Here is an 18,792-nt window from a genome sequence, read left to right on the forward strand (position 1 = left end):
TCTCGTTTAACTGTCAGCCCCCCGCAACTGCGGTCCGAACTTTCCTGGCTGGAACCAACCCATGAAACGCCCTCGACCTGCCCGACACGCCCTGCTGGTTGTGGCGTGCCTGATCCCTGTTATCGGCATCGCCGCCTGGCAATTGCAGCCGCCGGGGCGCGACAGCCTGGCCACCGTTACCGTGACCCGCGGCAACATTGAAAACAGCGTCACCGCCCTGGGCACTCTGCAACCGCGACGCTATGTGGATGTGGGCGCCCAGGCGTCCGGGCAGATCCGCAAGATCCATGTCGAAGCCGGCGATCAGGTGCAGGAAGGCCAGTTGCTGGTAGAGATCGACCCCTCGACGCAAAAAGCCAAGCTCGACGCCAGCCGCTACGCCATCGAAAACCTCAAGGCCCAATTGCAGGAGCAGAAAGCCCAGCACGCACTGGCGCGCCAGAAGTACCAGCGCCAGCAGCGCCTGGCCGCCGGCAACGCGACCCGCGAAGAGGACGTGCAAACCGCCAAGTCCGAACTGAGCGCCACCCAGGCGCGGGTCGACATGTTCCAGGCGCAGATTCTCCAGGCCCAGGCCAGCCTGCGCAGGGACGAGGCGGAATTGGGCTATACGCGCATCTATGCGCCGATGACCGGCACCGTGGTGGCGGTGGACGCACGGGTCGGCCAGACCCTCAATGCCCAGCAGCAAACGCCGCTGATCCTGCGCATCGCCAAGTTGTCACCGATGACCGTGTGGGCCGAGGTCTCGGAAGCCGATATCGGCCACGTCAAACCCGGTATGACCGCCTATTTCACCACCCTCAGCGGCGGCAACCGCCGCTGGACCAGCAGCGTGCGGCAGATCCTGCCGATCCCGCCCAAGCCGCTGAACGAAACCCAGGGCAGCGGCAGCCCCAGCAGTTCGAACAAGAGCGGCAGCGGCCGCGTGGTGCTGTACACCGTGCTGCTGGACGTGGACAACAGCGACAACGCCTTGATGGCCGAAATGACCACCCAGGTGTTTTTCGTCGCCGGCCAGGTCAAGGATGCGCTCACCGCGCCGGTCGCCGCCCTGCAAGACAGCACCAGCGCCGACCGGCAGACCGCCCGCGTGGTCGCGGAAAACGGCCGCATCGAAGAGCGCGTCGTGCGCCTGGGCATCAGCGACCGCCTGCGCGTCGAAGTGTTGGAAGGCCTCAGCGAAGGCGATCACCTGCTGATCGGGCCGGGCGACGGCAGCGGGGGGTTGAATTGAGCACGCCCCTGATCGAACTCAAGCACATCCGCAAATCCTACGGCGGCGGCGACAGCCCGCAGGTCGACGTATTGCGCGGCGTCGACCTGTCGATCCATGCCGGGGAATTCGTCGCCATCGTCGGCGCCTCGGGTTCCGGCAAATCCACGCTGATGAACATCCTCGGCTGCCTCGACCGCCCCACCGCCGGCGACTACCTGTTCGCCGGCGAAAACGTCGCGCACCTGGACAGCGACGCACTGGCCTGGCTGCGCCGCGAAGCCTTCGGCTTTGTGTTCCAGGGCTACCACTTGATCCCGTCGGCGTCGGCCCAGGAAAACGTCGAAATGCCGGCGATCTACGCCGGCATCAGCGCCGCCGAACGCCACGCCCGCGCCAGGGCCCTGCTCACGCGCCTGGGCCTGGCCGACCGCACCGGCAACCGTCCGCATCAACTGTCCGGCGGCCAGCAGCAACGGGTCTCCATCGCCCGCGCGCTGATGAACGGCGGGCATATCATCCTCGCCGACGAGCCCACCGGCGCCCTCGACAGCCACAGCGGCGCCGAGGTGATGCGCCTGCTCGACGAACTGGCCAGCCAGGGCCACGTGGTGATCCTGATCACCCACGACCGCGACGTGGCGGCGCGGGCCAACCGCATCATCGAAATTCGCGACGGCCTGATCATCAGCGACTCGGCGGACAGCACCCGCCACCGCCCGGCCAGCGCCGACAGCGCGGCGCTGCAAGCCGTCGACCTGCGCCAGCGCCTGGCCGAAGGCACCGAGCACAACGGCGCGTGGAAGGCCGAACTGCTCGACGCAGTGCAGGCCGCCTGGCGCGTGATGTGGATCAACCGCTTCCGCACCGCCCTGACCCTGCTCGGGATCATCATCGGCGTGGCCTCGGTGGTGGTGATGCTGGCGGTGGGTGAAGGCAGCAAGCGCCAGGTCATGGCACAGATGGGCGCATTCGGCTCCAACATCCTCTACCTCAGCGGCTCTTCGCCCAACCCGCGCACGCCGCTGGGCATCGTGACTCTCAACGATGTCGCGGCATTGGCGACGCTGCCGCAGATCAAGCGGATCATGCCGGTCAACGGCAGCGACGCCGGCATCCGTTACGGCAACCTGGATTACCTGGCCTATGTGGGCGGCAACGACGTCAACTTTCCGCAGATCTTCAACTGGCCGGTGGTCGAGGGCAGTTACTTCACCGAAGCCGACGAGCGCGCCGGTGCCACGGTCGCGGTGATCGGCCACCGCATCCGCGAGAAACTGTTCAAGCAGGTCAGCCCGATCGGCCAATACATCCTCATCGAAAACGTGCCTTTCCAGGTGATCGGCGTGCTCGCGGAAAAGGGCTCCAGCTCCGGTAACAAAGACAGCGACGACCGCGTGGCCATTCCCTACACCGCCGCCAGCGTGCGCCTGTTCGGCACGTACAACCCCGAATACGTGGTGATTGCCGCCGCCGATGCGCGCAAGGTGCGGGAAGCCGAACACGCCATCGACCAACTGATGCTGCGCCTGCATAACGGCAAGCGTGACTACCAACTGACCAACAACGCGGCAATGATCCAGGCCGAGGCGCGCACGCAAAACACGCTGTCGCTGATGCTCGGTTCGATCGCCGCGATTTCGCTGCTGGTGGGCGGCATCGGGGTGATGAACATCATGTTGATGACCGTGCGCGAACGCACCCGCGAAATCGGTATCCGCATGGCCACCGGCGCGCGCCAGCGCGACATCCTGCGCCAGTTCCTGACCGAGGCGCTGATGCTCTCGGTGGTTGGCGGCCTGTGCGGTATCGGCCTGGCGCTGCTGGTCGGCGGCGTGCTGATGCTGGCCAAGGTCGCGGTGCAGTTTTCCCTGGTGGCGGTGCTCGGCGCGTTTGGCTGCGCACTGGTCACCGGCGTCGTATTCGGCTTTATGCCGGCCCGTAAAGCTGCCCGGCTCGATCCGGTTAAGGCGTTGACCAGTGAATAAACGATCCCCCGCCCCCCCTGTGTGCGTACTCGGCCTGTGCCTGCTGCTCAATGCCTGCGCCGCCAGCCTGCCCGCCGTCGACAGCGGCGTGGCAGCACCGACCGCCTGGCAGTACGCCGAGCGTGACGCCGCCCAACTCAACAACCAGCGCTGGTGGACGCAATTCGGCAGCCCGCAACTGAACCGCCTGATCGAACAGGCGCGCCGTGACAGTTTTGACGTGGCGGCCGCCGTCGCACGGGTGCGCCAGGCCCAAGCCACGGCAGTGATCGCCGGCGCACCGCTGTTGCCGGAAGTGAAGTTCAACCTGTCCACCAGCCATCAGAAGTTACTGCGCGGCCAGGGCGGGCCGGACCTGGACGCGACGCAAAGCAATGACACGGTCAACAGCTTCGGCGCCAACCTCAGCGCCAGTTATGAAGTGGATTTCTGGGGCGGCCGCGCGGCCGCGCGAGACAGCGCCCTGCACAGCCTGCGGGCCAGCGCGTCGGACCAGGCCACCGTGGAACTGACCCTGCTCAGCAACGTCGCCGACCGCTACGCGCAAACCCTCGCCGCACGCCAGCGCGAGCAGATCGCCGAGTTGAACCTGGCGAATGCACGCAATGTGCTGGAACTGGTGCAGACCCGCTACGACGCCGGTTCCGCCACGGCCCTGGAACTGGCCCAGCAGCAAAGCCTGGTCGCCAGCCAGCAACGGCAATTGCCGCTGATTCAACAACTGGCGCAAGAGTCGCGGATCACCCTCGCCGCCCTCCTCGGCCAGCCGGTCCAGGCGTTGGACCTGGGCACCGAGCCCTTCCAGGCCCTCACCTGGCCGCGCATCGGCCCGGGCGTGCCCAGCCAACTGCTGAGCCGGCGCCCCGACCTGGCCAAGGCCGAGGCCGAACTGGCGGCGGCACAAGCGGATGTTCGCGTCGCCCGCGCGGCCATGCTGCCTGCGGTGACGCTCGGCGCGACCTTCGGCTCCGACGCCGGCAAAGCCGTGGAGATCCTGCGCAGCCCGTATTACACGCTGACGGGCGGCCTGGTCGCACCGATCTTCAACAACGGCCGTTTAACCGCCGAACGGGACAAGGCCCGCGCGCGCCAGGACGAGCTGCTGCAGACCTATCGCGGAGCGATCATCAACGGTTTCGCCGATGTGGAAAAAGCCCTCAGCAACATCACGCGCCTGGACCAGCAGCGCCAATGGCAAACGCAAGAGCTGCAGGCGGCGCAGAACGCCTTGCGCATCGCCGAAAGCCGCTACCAGGCGGGCGCCGAAGACTGGCTGAGCGTGCTGGACAGCCAGCGCACCCTGTACACGGCCCAGGACCTGAATGTGCAACTGCGCTTGTCGCGCCTGCAAGCCAGTATCGCCTTGTACAAAGCCTTGGGCGGCGGCTGGGAATCCGACATCCGATAAACGAAAGTCGCCTTTCGTACACTCGCCGTTTTGTCCTCCTACATTTTTCCCCCCACGGTCCTTGGTAAAAAAGTCGTCCCGAATGAGCAGCCACAACAGTGGCTTCTTTTTCTCACACGACAGGCCAGGATCGCTGATGAACCCCCTTCCAGCTGCAAGCGCAATCACCTACCGTTGCCTGGTGCTGGTCGCAGCCCTGGCGCCCACCGGCGCTTACGCTGAAACGCCGCGCTCGCCGTTCGGCATCGAATGGTTCCTGGACTGCCCGCAGCCGGCGCTCGAACGCCTGGACCCGGAAGTCATCGAACGCACCCAATGCGGCATCGTCACCGCGCCCCTGGACCATGGGGCGCCAGAGCGTGGTCGCATCAGCTTCGACATCACCCGCGTCGGCGCCAAACTGCCGCTGTCACGCCAGGGCGCGATATTCGCCAACCCGGGGGGCCCCGGGCTCGACGCCGGCGGCGCCTTCGCCGTACACCTGGCCACCGTCTGGAAGCACTACGCCCGACAACCCGACTGGGGCGACACTTACCGCCAGTTGGCCGATACCTATGATGTGATCGAAGTCACCCCGCGGGGCCTGGGCCGGCTGCCGGGCTCACGCCTGGAATGCCGCTCCGACGCGCGGATCGTGCCGCAAGCGGACGTCAGCGAAGACCGCAGCGCCGCCAACCTCGCCGCCGCGCGCCAGAATGCGCGGTTGATCGCCCAAGCCTGCGCCAGCCACCCGCTGACGCCTTACATCACCACCGAGCAAACCGCCCGCGACCTGGAATTTGTGCGCAAGCAATTGGGCGAGTTGCAGTTCAACTACCTGGGCAACGCCTACGGCACCTGGCTCGGCGCCTGGTACGGCGGCCTGTTTCCGGCGAACGTGGGGCGCATGGTGCTCGACTCGAACATCAACTGGACCTCAACGTTCGAGCACGCCAGCGTGATCGTCGCCAGCGAAAAGGAGAAGATTTTCGAGCGCTTCGTGGCCCAGGCCGCCGCCCTCGACCCTGGGGTGTATCAGCTGGGCGACACGCCGGCCGCCGTGCGCCGTGTGTTCATGGAACTGCTGCCCAGCGTGCGTACCGCGCTGCGTTCCAGCAACCGTTTCTACAGCGACCCCGCCGGCCTGATGGGCGCCCACGTGCTCAGCCGCTGGCTGCGGGACACTCCCGACGGCGACGACCTGGCGCTGGAAATGCGTGCCCGCGCACACCGCTTCAGCCCCGACCCGGTGATCGAAGAGCGCGCCAAGTCGATGTTCAGCCTGCTGCTGCAGCGCGTGCGCGAACCCTTGCAGGCCAACGTGCCCAAGCCCGGGCCGTTGCGCATGTCGGCCGCCGACTCGGTCAAAACCGCGATCCTGTGCAATGACTCGACCTACTCCAACGAAGACCTCTGGCAGCAGAAAGAAACCGAATCGCTCGCCAAGTACCCGGTCGCCGGCAGCGCCCTCGAGGCGCGCCAATGCACCACCTGGCCGCAAAAACACAGCCGGGGCTTGCCGTACAAGGAACTCGCCCGGCTCGACAGTCTGCTGATGGTCCAGGCCGAATTCGACGACCAAACCCCGTCCACCGGCGCCGCCTGGGCCTTCGAGCGCACCTTCCCGGCGAGCCGCGTACAACTGAAGAACGCCTATGCCCACGGGGTTTCGTTCAGCGGCGTGAGTGCCTGTGTGAACCAGTGGGTGGGCGATTATCTGATGCATGGGAACAAACCGCCGCGCTCGACGGTGTGTACGGATGCCACTGTGCAATGAGTCTCCGTTTGCGACCTTTCCACACCAGAAACGACACCCTGCGTTGACGCTACGGCCCAATCGTTATTAAGTGCTATTTATCCGCATTAATACGATAAATAGACCCCATGCTCACTCGCCCGCTACGACGCAAACGCCAGAAGCTGTCCGACGTGATTGTCGAGTCGGTCAAGCGCTCCATCGTCACCGACGCCTTGAAGCCCGGCGACCGCCTGCCCACCGAGCGCGAGTTGATGGAAAGCTTCCAGTGCTCCAAGGGCTCGGCCCGCGAAGCGCTCAAGGCCCTGGAAGTCGAAGGCCTGGTCAGCACGCGCACCGGCCCGAGTGGCGGAGCCTACCTGAACCAGGCCGGCACCGAACCGGCCAGCCGCGCGCTGCGCAACTACCTGCACTTCCAGCACCTGGATGGCGAGCAGGTATACCAGTTGCGCAAGGTCATCGAAGTGGAACTGGCGGTGTCGGTGCTCGGGCGCCTGAGCGAAGACGACTACCAGGCCCTGCAGGCCAACGTGGATTTTTGCAGCGCGCCGGAAGACAGCGAGGCCGGCCAGCGCGAACAACGCCTGGCGGAACTGGAGTTCCACAACCTGCTCGCCAAGGCCTGCCCCAACCCGCTGCTGAGCTTTACGGCGCAATTTCTCAACGACCTGCTGCGCGACCTGGTGGTGCTGAAAAAAGCCTACAAGCCCAAGCGCAAGCAGTTCGACGCGGCCAACCTCGACTATCACAAGCAACTGTTGAGCGCCTTTCGCGCCGGCGATGAAAGCGCGGTGCGCAGCCTGATGCATGAACACATGTGCGACGCCGAACACCATATGACCGCGCTCGAAGGCCAGGTCAGCCCGCATTTTCTACTGGAGTTCGATCACTCTTAAGAACACCCCAGCTCCAATGTGGGAGGGAGCTTGCTCCCGATGAGGCCGGCACAGTCACCGTTATATCGACTGACACACCGCTATCGGGAGCAAGTCAAATCGTCGCACCGCCCCTCCCACAGTTGACTGCATTCCAACCCGCACACTGCGTTACCCCAATAAAAAAATGCCTGCCCACAGGCCCTGCTCCACCGTATCGCCCTTGCCGCTCCTGCCAATAACTAAACCAGGGAGTCACCCCATGCAGCGTCGTACGTTATTGAAAGCCAGCCTCACCCTCGCCTCCGCCCTCAGCCTGCCGCTGAGCGTGCGCTCGGCATTCGCCGCCGAGCCTTTTACCTTTTACGGCCTCAAGTCCATGTCTGGCGCCTTTGCCAGTTATGGCAAGTTCGCCGACATGGGTTCGCGCCTGGCGGTGGCGCAGCACCCCGAGATTCTTGGGCGCCCGCTGAACTACAAGGTCATCGACACCGAAGGCAACGCGGGCAAGGCGGTGCGCAAGGTACAGGAAGCGATTGCGCAGGACGGCGCGCGGTTCTTCCAGGGCTGCACCCTGTCGTCGTCGGCGCTGGCAGTGGCCAAGGAAGTCGACAAGGCCGGCGGCGTGTTCATGACCCCGGTGGGCGCCGATGAAGTCACCGGCAAAGACTGCAACCACGCGACCTTCCGCTGGTCGGTGCCGACCTACGGCGCGATCCGCGAAACCCTGGTGCCGCTGATCAAGCTGCTGCCGGACGCCAAGCGCTGGTACACCATCACCCCGCAATACGTGTTCGGCGAAGCCTTGCTCGAAGGCGCCAAAAACGTGCTCAAGGAACATGGCCTGGAACACGTCGGCAACAGCTACCACTCGCTGCAGGAGCAGGAATTCTCCGGCTACCTGACCAACGCCATCGCCACCAAGCCCGACGTGCTGGTGCTGCTCAACTTCGGCAGCCAGTCGTCCAACACCCTGCGCCAGGCGGTCAACTTCGGCATCAAGGAGCGCATGAAAGTGCTGCTGGTGTGGTCTGCCGGCCTCGACCAGTTCCAGGAACTGGGCAGCGATGTGCTCGAAGGCGTGTACCTCGGCGCGCAGTACTGGCACCAGGTCGACAGCCCGCTCAACCGCGAACTGGTCAAGCTGACCCAGGCCAAGTACGGCATCAACCCCACTTACCCGCTGGCCGCCGACTACATCAGCACCAAGGTCATGCTGGACACCATCATCGCCACCGGCAGCTTCGACGGGCCGACCGTGGCCAAGGCCATGCAGGGCCTGAGTTTCGAGGGCCCCACCGGCAAGGAGTCGATCCGTGCCGGCGACCACCAGGTGATCAAGGATTACTACCTGCTGATCGGCAAGGCCGCCGCCGACATGGCCGACAAGGACGATCTGGCCAAGGTGCTCAGCGCCGGCCAGTCATTCCCGCCGGTCGAGGCCACGGGTTGCACGCTCGGCTGACCCCCTGACTACTTGCACCGCAGGGCCGCGCGAGCGGCTTCCTGCCGAGGGTTCCTGCATGCTCAATCTTTACCTGTTCCAGATACTCAATGGCCTTGGCCTAGGGATGATCTACTTCCTGATCGCGGTCGGGCTGACGATCATTTTCGGCCTGCTCAACTTCGTCAACTTCGCCCACGGCGCGTTCTTCCTGCTGGGCGCCTACATCTGCTACACCGCCGTGAGCCTCACCGGCAGCTTCTGGCTGGCGCTGCTGCTGGCACCGCTGGTGGTGGCCGCGCTGGCGTGGGTGATCGAGCGCTTGCTGATCCAGCGGATTTATCACTTGCCGCACATGTTCCAGATCCTGGTGACGCTGGGGATCGCGCTGATCATCCAGGAAGCCAGCGTGATGATCTGGGGCCCGGTGGGCAAAAGCGTCGCCGTGCCGGAACTGCTGCGCGGGGTGCTGGTGCTGGGCGATTTCGTCTATCCCTATTACCGCCTGTTCCTCATCGTATTTTCCGGGCTGGTGGGCCTGGGCCTGTGGCTGCTGCTGGAACGCACGCGCTTCGGCGCACTGGTGCGCGCCGGCAGCGAGAGCACCGAAACCGTGTCGCTGCTGGGCACGAATATCTTCCGCCTGTTCTCCATGACTTTTGCCCTCGGCGTCGGCCTGGCCGGCATGGCCGGCGTACTGTTCGCGCCGTTGCGCGGTGCCCAGCCCTTTGTCGGCCCGGAAATTCTCGGGATCGCCTTCGTGGTTGTCGTCATCGGCGGCATGGGCTCGTTCAGCGGCGCGCTGGTCGGCGGTTTGCTGGTGGGCGTGGTGCAAAGCCTGATGACCACACTCTGGCCCCAGGGTGCGAGCCTGATGATCTACGGCGCGATGGCCGTGGTGATTCTGGTCCGCCCCTACGGCCTGTTCGGGAGAGCCTGACATGAGCGAGAAAAATCCCCTACCGTTCGCCAAGACCCAATCCAAAGCGATGTTGCTGTGGGTGCTGGCAGTGCTGATCGGCCTGCCGCTGGTCCTGCCCTCGGCGACCCTGGCCAGCGAGATCCTGATCTTTGCCATGGCCGCCCTGGCCTGCAACCTGTTGCTCGGCTACACCGGGCTGTTGTCGTTCGGCCAAGGCATCTTCTTTGGGGCCGGTGCGTACTGCGCGGCGCTGCTGATGATTCACCTGCAACTGGGTCTGTTCAGCGCGCTGCTCGGCGCTGCCGTGGCCGGCGGCTTTCTGGCGCTGCTGGTGGGTGCCCTGGCGATCCGCCGCACCGGCATCTACTTCGTCATGCTGACGCTCGCGTTCAGCCAGATGGCGTATTTCGTCGCCTACACCCTGAGCGACTGGACCGGCGGCGACAACGGCCTGCTCAGCGTGCCGCGCCCGGAGATCCGCATCGGCGACAGCGTGTTGCTGTCGTTGGCCGACGCCCGCGCGTTCTACGGTTTTGTCGCGGTGCTGTTCCTGCTGATCTTTATCGGCGCACGCCGCGTCATCGCCTCGCCATTCGGCAGCACGCTGATGGCGATCCGCGAAAACGAAACCCGTGCCTCGGCCATCGGCTATGACACGCGCCACTTCAAGATCCTGGTGTTCGTGCTGTCCGGCGCGGTCACCGGGATTGCCGGGGCGCTGTACGCCATGTTGCTGCACTTTGTGCCGCTGTCGAATATCGACCTGGCGATGTCCGAGAACATCCTGATCATGACCATCGTCGGCGGCACAGGCTCGCTGTTCGGTTCGTTGCTGGGCGCCGGTTCCATCGTGCTGCTGGGGGATTTCCTCTCCGACCTGTGGCCGCGCTGGCTGATGCTGCTGGGGGTGATCCTGATCCTGGTGGTGATCTTCATGCGCGGTGGTTTGTGGGGCGGCCTGGCGTCGCTGTTCGAGAAAGTGCGCGGCCGCCGCAAGGCCGTCGTCGTCGCCAAGGAGCAAGGGCTATGAGCATCCTGTTGGAAACCAACAACCTGGAGCTGGCCTATGGCGCGTTCCAAGCGGTCAACGGCGTCAACCTGAAGGTCGCGGCCGGCACCATCCACACCATCATCGGCCCCAACGGCGCGGGCAAGACCAGCCTGTTCCACTGCCTGACCGGCGAACGCCAGGCCACCGCCGGGGCGATCCATTTCGACGGCCAGCCACTGATGCGCAAACCGGCCCACGCCCGCGTCGGCCTCGGTATGGCGCGTTCGTTCCAGCTCACCAGCCTGTTCCAGAACCTCAGCGTGCGCGAAAACCTGCGCCTGGCCGCCCAAGGTCGCGACGGTGCGCGTGCCTTGAATTTCTGGCGTCGGGTCGAGAGCAAGCGCGAACACCTGGAGATGGCCGACCAGGTGCTCGAACGCCTGCAACTCACGGCCCGCGCCGCGACCCTGGCCGGCGAGTTGTCCCATGGCCAGCAACGGGTGCTGGAGGTGGGCATGTCGATCTGTTCCAAGCCGAAACTGTTGATGCTCGACGAGCCCACCTCGGGCATGGGCATCGACGACATCCCGATCATGACTCAACTGATCAGCGACCTGGGCCGCGACCACACGGTGCTGTTGATCGAACACAACATGAGCATCGTCATGTCCATCAGCCAGCGCATCACGGTGATGAGCCACGGCCAGATCCTGGTGGAAGGCACGCCGGAGTTCGTGCGCGCCGATGAACGTGTGCGAACGGCTTATCTTGGGGAGGCTGCCTGATGCTGATCGTCGAGAATATCCATTCCTACTATGACAAGAGCCACGTGCTCGAAGGCGTGTCGCTGACCGTCAACCCCGGCGAACTGGTGACCCTGCTCGGCCGCAACGGCGCCGGCAAGACCACCACGCTGCGCAGCATCCTCGGCATCATCTGCCCGCGCCAGGGCCAGATCCACTTCAACGGCCAGGCGCTGGTGGGCCAGAAGATCTTTGAAATCGCACGCCAGGGGTTGGCGTTGGTGCCGGAGAACCGCGGGATCTTCCGCCTGCTCACCGTCGAGGAAAACCTGCGCATCGCCGCGCGCAAGAGCAGCCGCTGGCAACTCGAAGACGTCTACGGCATGTTCCCGCGCCTCAAGGAGCGACGCAAAAACGCCGGCCACGCGCTCTCCGGCGGCGAGCAACAGATGCTCGCCATCGCCCGCGCCCTGCTCAACGATCCCAAGCTGCTGATCCTCGACGAACCCACCGAAGGCCTGGCCCCGGTGATCGTCGACGAGTTGGTGAAGATCCTGCGCAAGGTCAAGGACGACGGCCTGCCGGTGCTGCTGGTGGAACAGAACCTGATGGTCTGCGACAAGCTCGCCGACCGCCATTACGTGCTCGAACAGGGCCGCGTGGTGTACGAGGGCAGCGCGCAAGCCTTCCGCGCCGACCCGACGATCAAGAACCGCTACCTGGCCCTGAGTGCCTGACCGGAGTTCGAAGATGAATAGCTTTGCACAACCGCTCCAGAGCAACGCCCCACTGATCAACCGCGACCGCCTGTGGCAATCGCTGATGGACCTGGCCCGACTCGGCGCCACCGTCAAAGGCGGCGTGTGCCGCCTGGCCCTCACCGACCTCGACCGCCAGGCCCGCGACCTGTTCGTGCAGTGGTGCGAGGCGGCCGGGTGCAGCGTCAGCATCGACGCCATCGGCAATATTTTTGCCCGGCGCCCAGGGCGCAATCCAGCCCTGCCGCCGGTGATGACCGGCAGCCACATCGACACTCAGCCCACCGGCGGCAAGTTCGACGGTTGCTTCGGGGTGATGGCCGGCCTGGAAGTGATCCGCACCCTCAATGATTTGAAGATCGAAACCGAAGCGCCGATCGAGGTGGTGGTATGGACCAATGAAGAAGGCTCGCGCTTCCCGCCGTGCATGATGGGTTCTGGAGTGTTCGCCGGGAAGTTCGACTTGCAGGACACCTTGGACAAGCAGGACGACCAGGGCCTGTCGGTGGGCGCCGAATTGCGGCGCATCGGTTACGCCGGTTCGCGTGCGGTGCTCGGCCATCCGGTCGGTGCGTATTTCGAGGCGCATATCGAACAAGGCCCGGTGCTGGAAGACCGCGCCACCACCATCGGCGTGGTGATGGGCTGCCTGGGCCAGAAGTGGTTCGACCTGACCCTCACCGGCGTCGAAGCCCACGCCGGCCCGACGCCGATGCACCTGCGCAAGGACGCCCTGGTCGGCGCCGCCGAGGTGGTCAGCGCGGTCAACCGCATCGCACATCAACAGCAACCCCACGCCTGCGGCACGGTCGGCTGCCTGAGCCTGCGCCCCGGCTCGCGCAATGTGATTCCGGGCCAGGTCCAGATGACCATCGACCTGCGCCATCTGCATGCCGACAAGCTGCAGGCCATGGTCGATGAAGTGCGCGGCGTGATCGAAGCCAGCGCTGCACGCCACGGCCTGACGTTCGAGTTGACCGCCACCGCCGACTTCCCGCCGCTGGACTTCCACCCGGCCTGCGTCAATGCCGTGCGCGACGCCGCCGACGCCTTGGGCCTGAGCCATATGGACATCGTCAGCGGCGCCGGGCACGACGCGATTTTCGTCGCCGAACTGGGCCCGGCCGGGATGATTTTTGTGCCATGCGAAGGCGGCATCAGCCACAACGAAATCGAAAACGCCGCACCAGATGATCTGGCGGCAGGTTGCGCGGTGTTGCTGCGCGCCATGGTCAATGCGGCACAGGGGGATCAGCCATGAGTGAGATCGGCCAACTGACGGCGGTGCAACTGCTGCAGCATTTTCGTGACAAGAGCTTGTCGCCGGTGGAAGTCACCGAAGACGCGCTGTTGCGCATCGAGCGCTATAACCCGCTGGTCAATGCCTATTGCCATGTCGATGCCGAGGGCGCACTCAACGCCGCACGCGCCTCGCAAGCGCGCTGGTTGAAAGGCGCACCCTGCGGCGCACTGGATGGCGTACCGGCGTCGATCAAGGACCTCACGCTGACCCTCGGCATGCCCACGCGCAAGGGCTCGCGCACCACCTCGGCCGAGGGCCCGTGGGACGTGGACGCGCCCTTCCCGGCGTTTATGCGCAAGGCCGGTGCGGTGCTGCTGGGCAAGACCACCACCCCGGAATTCGGCTGGAAAGGCGTCACCGACAACCCGCTGTACGGCATCACCCGCAACCCGTGGGACACGCGCATGACCACCGGCGGTTCCTCCGGCGGCGCGGGCGCGGCGGCTGCGCTGAACCTGGGGGTGTTGCACCAAGGCAGCGATGCCGGCGGCTCGATCCGCATTCCCTGTGCGTTTACCGGCACCTTCGGGATCAAGCCGACCTTCGGCTATGTGCCGCAGTGGCCGGCCAGTTCGATGACGATCCTGTCGCACCTGGGGCCGATGACCCGCACCGTGGAAGACAGCGTCTTGATGCTGCAAACCGTCGCACAACCGGATGCGCGAGACGGCTTGATCGGCGCGCCACGGACCACGCCCTGGTTGTCGGAGACCGTGGATTTGAAGGGCCTGCGCATTGCCTACAGCCCCACCTTCGGCTACGTCGATGTCGACCCGCAGGTGGCCAAAGTGGTCGCCCGGGCTGTGGCGGGCCTGGTGCAGTTGGGCGCCCATGTCGAACAGATCGACCCGGGTTTCAGCGACCCGCAGGAGGTGTTCAACACCTTGTGGGCGGCCGGCGCGGCCCGCCTGACCGGCCCGATGAGCGCGGCGCAAAAACAGCTGCTCGACCCCGGCCTGCTGCGTATCGCGCAACGCGGTGAGGGCCTGAGCCTGGACGATTTCAGCGCGGCCCTGGAAGCACGGGCAGCCCTGGTGGCGCGGATGGCGGCATTCCATGAACACTACGATGTGCTGGTGTCGCCGATGATGCCGATCACCGCGTTCGAGGCCGGACACAACGTGCCGCCAGGCTCCGGGATGCAGGAATGGATGGAGTGGACACCGTTCACCTACCCCTTCAACCTGACCCAGCAACCGGCAGCGTCGGTGCCGTGCGGGTTGGCGGCGAATGGCTTGCCGGTGGGGTTGCACGTGGTGGCGGCGCGGTTTGCCGATGAGACGGTGTTGCGGGTTTGCCAGGCATATGCAAAGGCATTCCCTACCGCCCCCCTGCCAGCCCCGATCACCGGAACAGCGTAGATCCAACCCAACGGTGCGAGGGGCTTGCTCCCGATTGCAGTGTGTCAGTTGACTGATCGGGTTCTGGCACACCCCCATCGGGAGCAAGCCCCCTCCCACAGTTCTTGAGCGCATTCCACTACAATAGGCCCCCAATCATCCCCGGGGGCTTCATGGACATCGAACTGGCACGCACTTTCCTCGAAATCACCCGCTGCGGCAGCCTGGCCGCGGCGGCCGAGAAACTGCACGTCACCCAGACCGCCATCACCGCACGCGTGAAGAACCTCGAAAGCCAGCTGGACAGCACGCTGTTTGTGCGCAACCGCGCCGGTGCGCGGCTGACCGCCGACGGTGAGGCCTTTGTGGTGTACGCCAACCAGTTGCTGCAAACCTGGGAAGCCGCGCGCCGCGACCTGCCATTGCCCGAGGGCTATCGCAATGTGCTGCATATCGGCGGTGAGGTCAGCCTGTGTAACCCGTTGATGCTCGGCTGGGCCCAGGCCTTGCGCGAACATATCCCAGGCTATGCGCTGCGCACGGAAATCCGTGAGGGCGAATACCTGCTGCGCCAATTGGAACTGGGTGTGCTCGACGCCGCGCTGGTGTTCCAGCCGCAGTACTGGCCGGGTTTGCAGGTGGAGCAGGTGCTGGAAGAAAAGCTGATCCTGGTGCAACTGGTGAGCAAGCCGGGCCCGTATGTGTATATCGACTGGGGCCCGGGGTTTCGCCAGCAGCATGACGCCGCGCTGCCCGACAAGGCCCGCGCCGCGCTGAGTTTCAACCTCGGGCCCTTGGCGCTGCAGTACATTCTGGAGAACGGCGGTGCCGGGTATTTCCGTACCCGAGTGGTGCAAAGCTACCTCGACAGCGGCGTGATGCAACGCGCGCCCAAGGCGCCGGAGTTCAGCTTCCCGACGTTCCTGGTGTACTCACGGGCGCGGGATTCGGCCGTGTTGCAGCAGGCGCTGGAGTTGCTGCGCGGTGTGGTCAAGGCGGAAAGCGACTGGTCGCAACGCTGGGACCCGCTGATTTGAATGTTCACGCCTGAGCCCGTCCTAGCGCGGGTTCGCCTATTGGAGCAAAAACTCGCACATTCGCCACCGCCCGAGAGCATGGCACGCGTGCCGTTGAAACTGGCGCTGACGCCATAATGCAAAAAGGGCATACAGGCGCTCGGCCTGTATGCCCTGGGTACTACCGGTTTACTGCATCAGCTCTTGGTGCTGCTGAGCAGCGTCTGTTTGCACAAGTGGCCGAAGCTGACGTACTCGACATTGTCACCACCGACACCGATGCCCGGATACTCCAGTACTTCCATGCGCCACGCGCCGTAGTTAAAGTCGCTGCGCCAGGTGTTTTTGTAGCCCTGGGCATAATCGACAAAAGTGGTCTGGAAATCACCGGAGCACGTGCCCACGTTGATCGTGCCGCTGGCTTGACCCGAGCTGTCGGTGGCTGCCGAGTAGGCCTTGTAGACGATATTGCCGGTGTCCGGGTTGATATGCTGATCGAGATACACAATCGGATGCAGCCCTACCAGCGGCGCACCGGTGCTGTCCGACAGGCCCATGGTCCAAGTCAGGTCGCGATAGGCTTGGGTGGTCATGTAGCCATAGCCCACATTGGAAGCGGAGAACGGGATGCGCAACACGTTCGCCTCGCCTTTTACATCAGGGCTGTTCACCCGCGGGCTGGAACCCAGCGACAGGTTGTATTTGCCCGTCGCGCTCCACGGTTCGTTCGGGTGCTGGTTCGGACGCACGCGCACCTTGACCACCCCTCCGACGCCAGGGCTCGGGATCGAGGTCGATAGCACATTCGCGCCCACGGTGACCCACTGCGCGCCATCGAAACGCTCCAGTATCCATTTGCCCCGCGCGCTGCCGCTGGCGGCGTCGGCAGTCAATGCGATCCCCACGCTCTGGCCACGTACTGCGGTGAAGTCGAAGTAATCAACGTCATCGAGACTGTCGGCATTGCCACTGATGTAGTTCAGCGTGTCAGGCAGTTTGAAGGCGGTGTCCGGCGTGTCATTGGGTTCGAAGGCGTCGAGGTTGGTATCGACCGCCACACCGAACTGAAAGCCCGACCCCTGGACCGCCGCGTTGGCTTCCATGAACCAATAGTAATCACCGGCCGGCACCACGCCGCCAAGGCTCTCATCAGCGGTGCCCGGGTTATTGGAGGTGCCCAAGGGCAGCGGATTGCCCTGGCCGTCGTCCTGGAACAAGGTCAACGACATGTCGGTGCCCGCCGTCTGGCTGACCAGCAGAGCGTTGATCCGGGCCTTCTTCGGCAGGTTGAAGTGGTAGCACAGCAGGTCGCCGGTTTGCACGCCGGTGATCGTATAGAGCGCGTTGACATCCAGCGTGGTTTCACAGCCCTGAACCAGCGCCGCCTGCACTGCAGCAGCCTGTTTGGCAGTGGCTTTCTGTACTTGGGTGACGGGGGCCGGCGCGGTGTTGTCTTCCACCACCGAATCGGCCTCGGCCTTCGCGACGAATACCGCTTTCTTCGACTGAGCGCCTGCCCGCAGTTGCTGTTTCAGCGCAGTGGGAGCCTTGTTGGCGGCGATTTTTGCACCGGATTTCAACGCCTGTTTGACGTTGGGTTGAAGCGCTTGCGCAGCCAGGTGAGGGTATTGCTCGGCCAGGGCGAAGGCCGAAACGAAGCAGGAGGCCGCCATGGCTGCACCCAGCATAAGGTTTTTTTTCGATTTCATTTTTTATCCATCCATAGTTAAAAACTGAAGGTCAGGTGACATCCGGTCACCTGGGATGGACTGTAGGATATTACTGTATGTATGTACAGTATTTTTTGAAAGGAATGCAGTGCCTTTCAGATGATGACGTTGCACCACCTGCGCCAAACCGACCAAACCACCGTTGCGATGGCCCAAATGAACGCAAGGTAATAGGGCCACAACACCCAACGTTTGAGCGCTAAAGGAATAGACGCCAGTTCGGCTTCGGTCACAAGACCGGCTTTCACATGGCGTTTAGAGTCTGCAAGGTATTCAAAAATCAGCATCATGCGATATTGTCTGTCGATCCACTGGTTTCGTCGCCAAAAGCGCTTGTTGTTGCGAACTTCTTCGTTTTCACTGAAGTAACTTTCCAACTCGTCGAGTTTTGTATATTCGGCAAATAGCATAAGTCCCAAGATGACAAACATTCCAAAAAACCAAACAATGGTATAGGCGAGAAAAAATCCATGGTTAAGCCCCCTCTGGCTGGAATATCAAATCACCAATGAAGTTGGCGTCGAAATATAGGCAATCGAATACTGTCCGGACACAAGCCCCAGGGGGCTCAATCATATTTAGGAAGTTGCCTACACAGAAGAAGATCGGCGCCTACAGAAAGTGCTAATACCTGGTCATTTCCAGAGTCCCTTAAACCTCACCGGCCTTTCCAGTACGGAATACTCAGGTTCATCCGGATACCGGTGAGGATAGGTGAGCTACCATCGGTACCAAATTCCCCAAACGACTGATGCGATCAGCCAAATAAAAGAAAGACGATACGGCCAAAGTGCCCAACGCTTGAGTGCTATAGGAACAGACGCCAGCTCGGCCTCGGTCACAAGACCTGCTTTCAAAAAGGGTTTTGGGTTTGATAGAAAATCAATCATCAGGCCCATCCGATGAAATCTGTCGATCCGCTGATTTCTTTTCCAAAATCGCTTATGGTAACGAACCTTTTCGTTCTCACTGAAGTAGCTTTCCAACTCATCGAGTTTTTTATATTCGGCAAATAGCATCAGTCCCAAGAGGATAGACATCCCAACAAACAGCACAATGGTATAGACAAGAAAAAAATCCATAGTCAGGCCCCCTCTGGTTGAAAGATCAAATCACCATCGATCTCTATGATCTTGCCGCCTAGAAACCCCACCTTCAAACTGCACCGGCCCTTGCCAGTACGGAATATCCAGGCCTTCGAGTTGACAGCTTCAGTTATGGACAGCGGCGTTGTGCAGGGTTTGGGTTGACCTTCGCGCTCGTTCCAGGTGCCGGTGAAGTAACCCGTACTGTCCTTTTTCCTTACGCGAAACAGCATCAACT

Annotated in this window: 17 protein-coding genes; 13 read left to right on the top strand and 4 right to left on the bottom strand. The window is 63.5% G+C overall.

Annotated elements, in window-relative coordinates; all coding sequences use genetic code 11:
- Positions 1-61: 61 nt before the first annotated feature.
- The 13 genes from NR164_RS25910 (at position 62) to NR164_RS25970 (ending at position 15,760) form a co-directional block, all read left to right on the top strand.
- Positions 62-1,237 (top strand): efflux RND transporter periplasmic adaptor subunit, encoded by a 1,176-nt coding sequence (locus tag NR164_RS25910; RefSeq protein ID WP_017847510.1) that lies wholly within the window; start codon positions 62-64, stop codon positions 1,235-1,237.
- Positions 1,234-3,204 carry a MacB family efflux pump subunit gene (locus tag NR164_RS25915; protein ID WP_256823460.1) on the top strand — a complete coding sequence of 657 codons (1,971 nt, stop codon included), beginning with the start codon at positions 1,234-1,236 and terminating at the stop codon, positions 3,202-3,204. Before NR164_RS25910 ends, NR164_RS25915 begins: the two co-directional genes overlap by 4 nt.
- Positions 3,197-4,612, top strand: a complete 1,416-nt coding sequence (locus tag NR164_RS25920) for an efflux transporter outer membrane subunit (RefSeq protein ID WP_108525017.1) — start codon at positions 3,197-3,199, stop codon at positions 4,610-4,612. Before NR164_RS25915 ends, NR164_RS25920 begins: the two co-directional genes overlap by 8 nt.
- A gap of 136 nt (positions 4,613-4,748) precedes the next feature.
- Entirely contained in the window at positions 4,749-6,368 is a 1,620-nt protein-coding gene (locus tag NR164_RS25925) for an alpha/beta fold hydrolase (protein ID WP_256823461.1), read from the top strand.
- A 107-nt stretch (positions 6,369-6,475) separates the two neighbouring features.
- Positions 6,476-7,243 carry a FadR/GntR family transcriptional regulator gene (locus tag NR164_RS25930; RefSeq protein ID WP_046382795.1) on the top strand — a complete coding sequence of 256 codons (768 nt, stop codon included), beginning with the start codon at positions 6,476-6,478 and terminating at the stop codon, positions 7,241-7,243.
- A gap of 241 nt (positions 7,244-7,484) precedes the next feature.
- Entirely contained in the window at positions 7,485-8,687 is a 1,203-nt protein-coding gene (locus NR164_RS25935; RefSeq protein ID WP_046382794.1) for an ABC transporter substrate-binding protein, read from the top strand.
- Between the two features lie 58 nt (positions 8,688-8,745).
- Positions 8,746-9,606 carry a branched-chain amino acid ABC transporter permease gene (locus NR164_RS25940; protein WP_046382793.1) on the top strand — a complete coding sequence of 287 codons (861 nt, stop codon included), beginning with the start codon at positions 8,746-8,748 and terminating at the stop codon, positions 9,604-9,606.
- A 1-nt stretch (position 9,607) separates the two neighbouring features.
- Complete coding sequence (locus NR164_RS25945) at positions 9,608-10,618, top strand: branched-chain amino acid ABC transporter permease (RefSeq protein ID WP_046382792.1); 1,011 nt, start codon at positions 9,608-9,610, stop codon at positions 10,616-10,618.
- Entirely contained in the window at positions 10,615-11,364 is a 750-nt protein-coding gene (locus tag NR164_RS25950) for an ABC transporter ATP-binding protein (protein ID WP_177032238.1), read from the top strand. Before NR164_RS25945 ends, NR164_RS25950 begins: the two co-directional genes overlap by 4 nt.
- Positions 11,364-12,059 carry an ABC transporter ATP-binding protein gene (locus tag NR164_RS25955; RefSeq protein WP_017847519.1) on the top strand — a complete coding sequence of 232 codons (696 nt, stop codon included), beginning with the start codon at positions 11,364-11,366 and terminating at the stop codon, positions 12,057-12,059. Before NR164_RS25950 ends, NR164_RS25955 begins: the two co-directional genes overlap by 1 nt.
- A gap of 13 nt (positions 12,060-12,072) precedes the next feature.
- Positions 12,073-13,341 carry a Zn-dependent hydrolase gene (locus tag NR164_RS25960; RefSeq protein WP_177032235.1) on the top strand — a complete coding sequence of 423 codons (1,269 nt, stop codon included), beginning with the start codon at positions 12,073-12,075 and terminating at the stop codon, positions 13,339-13,341.
- On the top strand, positions 13,338-14,744 hold the full coding sequence (locus tag NR164_RS25965; protein WP_256823462.1) for an amidase: 1,407 nt from the start codon (positions 13,338-13,340) through the stop codon (positions 14,742-14,744). Before NR164_RS25960 ends, NR164_RS25965 begins: the two co-directional genes overlap by 4 nt.
- A 152-nt stretch (positions 14,745-14,896) precedes the next feature.
- Positions 14,897-15,760, top strand: a complete 864-nt coding sequence (locus tag NR164_RS25970) for a LysR family transcriptional regulator (protein WP_017847522.1) — start codon at positions 14,897-14,899, stop codon at positions 15,758-15,760.
- A 176-nt stretch (positions 15,761-15,936) separates the two neighbouring features.
- Here the strand turns inward: NR164_RS25970 and NR164_RS25975 are convergent, their stop codons facing one another.
- The 4 genes from NR164_RS25975 to NR164_RS25990 all read right to left on the bottom strand — a co-directional run bounded on the left by NR164_RS25975 (position 15,937) and on the right by NR164_RS25990 (position 18,787).
- Positions 15,937-17,448, bottom strand: coding sequence for a hypothetical protein (locus NR164_RS25975; RefSeq protein ID WP_256823463.1), 1,512 nt, complete (start codon positions 17,446-17,448; stop codon positions 15,937-15,939).
- 116 nt (positions 17,449-17,564) lie between these two features.
- Complete coding sequence (locus NR164_RS25980; RefSeq protein ID WP_256823464.1) at positions 17,565-17,900, bottom strand: hypothetical protein; 336 nt, start codon at positions 17,898-17,900, stop codon at positions 17,565-17,567.
- Between the two features lie 288 nt (positions 17,901-18,188).
- Positions 18,189-18,551 carry a hypothetical protein gene (locus tag NR164_RS25985; protein WP_017847525.1) on the bottom strand — a complete coding sequence of 121 codons (363 nt, stop codon included), beginning with the start codon at positions 18,549-18,551 and terminating at the stop codon, positions 18,189-18,191.
- A 2-nt stretch (positions 18,552-18,553) separates the two neighbouring features.
- Positions 18,554-18,787, bottom strand: a complete 234-nt coding sequence (locus tag NR164_RS25990; RefSeq protein WP_256823465.1) for a hypothetical protein — start codon at positions 18,785-18,787, stop codon at positions 18,554-18,556.
- Positions 18,788-18,792: the final 5 nt, after the last annotated feature.

It is taken from the genome of Pseudomonas sp. Pse79 (genome assembly GCF_024519615.1).
GTDB classification, from domain to species: domain Bacteria; phylum Pseudomonadota; class Gammaproteobacteria; order Pseudomonadales; family Pseudomonadaceae; genus Aquipseudomonas; species Aquipseudomonas veronii.

Excerpts from the sequence above, each read along its gene's own strand:
- NR164_RS25910 (WP_017847510.1), top strand. The coding sequence starts at position 62 with ATGAAACGCCCTCGACCTGCCCGACACGCCCTGCTGGTTGTGGCGTGC.
- NR164_RS25925 (WP_256823461.1), top strand. The coding sequence starts at position 4,749 with ATGAACCCCCTTCCAGCTGCAAGCGCAATCACCTACCGTTGCCTGGTG.
- NR164_RS25930 (WP_046382795.1), top strand. The coding sequence starts at position 6,476 with ATGCTCACTCGCCCGCTACGACGCAAACGCCAGAAGCTGTCCGACGTG.
- NR164_RS25935 (WP_046382794.1), top strand. The coding sequence starts at position 7,485 with ATGCAGCGTCGTACGTTATTGAAAGCCAGCCTCACCCTCGCCTCCGCC.
- NR164_RS25940 (WP_046382793.1), top strand. The coding sequence starts at position 8,746 with ATGCTCAATCTTTACCTGTTCCAGATACTCAATGGCCTTGGCCTAGGG.
- NR164_RS25945 (WP_046382792.1), top strand. The coding sequence starts at position 9,608 with ATGAGCGAGAAAAATCCCCTACCGTTCGCCAAGACCCAATCCAAAGCG.
- NR164_RS25950 (WP_177032238.1), top strand. The coding sequence starts at position 10,615 with ATGAGCATCCTGTTGGAAACCAACAACCTGGAGCTGGCCTATGGCGCG.
- NR164_RS25955 (WP_017847519.1), top strand. The coding sequence starts at position 11,364 with ATGCTGATCGTCGAGAATATCCATTCCTACTATGACAAGAGCCACGTG.
- NR164_RS25960 (WP_177032235.1), top strand. The coding sequence starts at position 12,073 with ATGAATAGCTTTGCACAACCGCTCCAGAGCAACGCCCCACTGATCAAC.
- NR164_RS25965 (WP_256823462.1), top strand. The coding sequence starts at position 13,338 with ATGAGTGAGATCGGCCAACTGACGGCGGTGCAACTGCTGCAGCATTTT.
- NR164_RS25970 (WP_017847522.1), top strand. The coding sequence starts at position 14,897 with ATGGACATCGAACTGGCACGCACTTTCCTCGAAATCACCCGCTGCGGC.
- NR164_RS25975 (WP_256823463.1), bottom strand. The coding sequence starts at position 17,448 with ATGAAATCGAAAAAAAACCTTATGCTGGGTGCAGCCATGGCGGCCTCC.
- NR164_RS25980 (WP_256823464.1), bottom strand. The coding sequence starts at position 17,900 with ATGTTTGTCATCTTGGGACTTATGCTATTTGCCGAATATACAAAACTC.
- NR164_RS25985 (WP_017847525.1), bottom strand. The coding sequence starts at position 18,551 with ATGGATTTTTTTCTTGTCTATACCATTGTGCTGTTTGTTGGGATGTCT.
- NR164_RS25990 (WP_256823465.1), bottom strand. The coding sequence starts at position 18,787 with ATGCTGTTTCGCGTAAGGAAAAAGGACAGTACGGGTTACTTCACCGGC.